The 548-nt window shown below is 66.2% G+C and carries 1 protein-coding gene; it reads right to left on the reverse strand.

Annotated features, from left to right (window positions below; translation table 11 throughout):
* Positions 1 to 450, reverse strand: a 450-nt coding sequence (locus BFF77_RS37595) for a PAC2 family protein (RefSeq protein ID WP_245704045.1), incomplete at its 3' end; no start/stop codon positions are given.
* Positions 451 to 548: the final 98 nt, after the last annotated feature.

The raw sequence follows: 548 nt of genomic DNA on the forward strand, positions 1-548 counted from the left end.
GTGCGGAACGCCCATCGGAATCCCGTGGAAGTTGACGGACAGACGCACGCCGAGACGGTCCACGATCTGCTGTACGGCGAGCGCGAAACGCTCCCACTCCACATCCGGCTCGGGTCCGGACAGCAGCAGGAACGGCGCACCGGTCGCGTCCTGCACGAGCCGTACGTCGAGTGACGGCGTCTCGAAGGCCGTCCAGCGGTCGCGCCGGAAGGTCAGCAGTGGACGCCTGGCGCGGTAGTCGACCAGCCTGTCGTGGTCGAATCGGGCCACCACCTGGTGCGGCAGCGACTCCAGCAGGTTCTCGACGATCTGGTCGCCGGTCTCACCCGCGTCGATATAGCCGTCGAAGTGGTACAGCATGACCAGGCCCGCCGACTCCTGCGCCAGCGCCATGTCGACGACGGCCAGGCCCTTGGGCTCCCATTCGTACAAACCCTGCGGATCAAGCACGATTACCGCTCCTCCTCGTGTTCGTAACGAAGAACACGTCATGGGGCGCAGGCATTCCCCGCACCCCATGCCACAAACCCGCGGTCCCAAACCCGCGC

The sequence above is a fragment of the Streptomyces lushanensis genome (assembly GCF_001700515.1).
Classification (GTDB): Bacteria; Actinomycetota; Actinomycetes; order Streptomycetales; family Streptomycetaceae; genus Streptomyces; species Streptomyces lushanensis.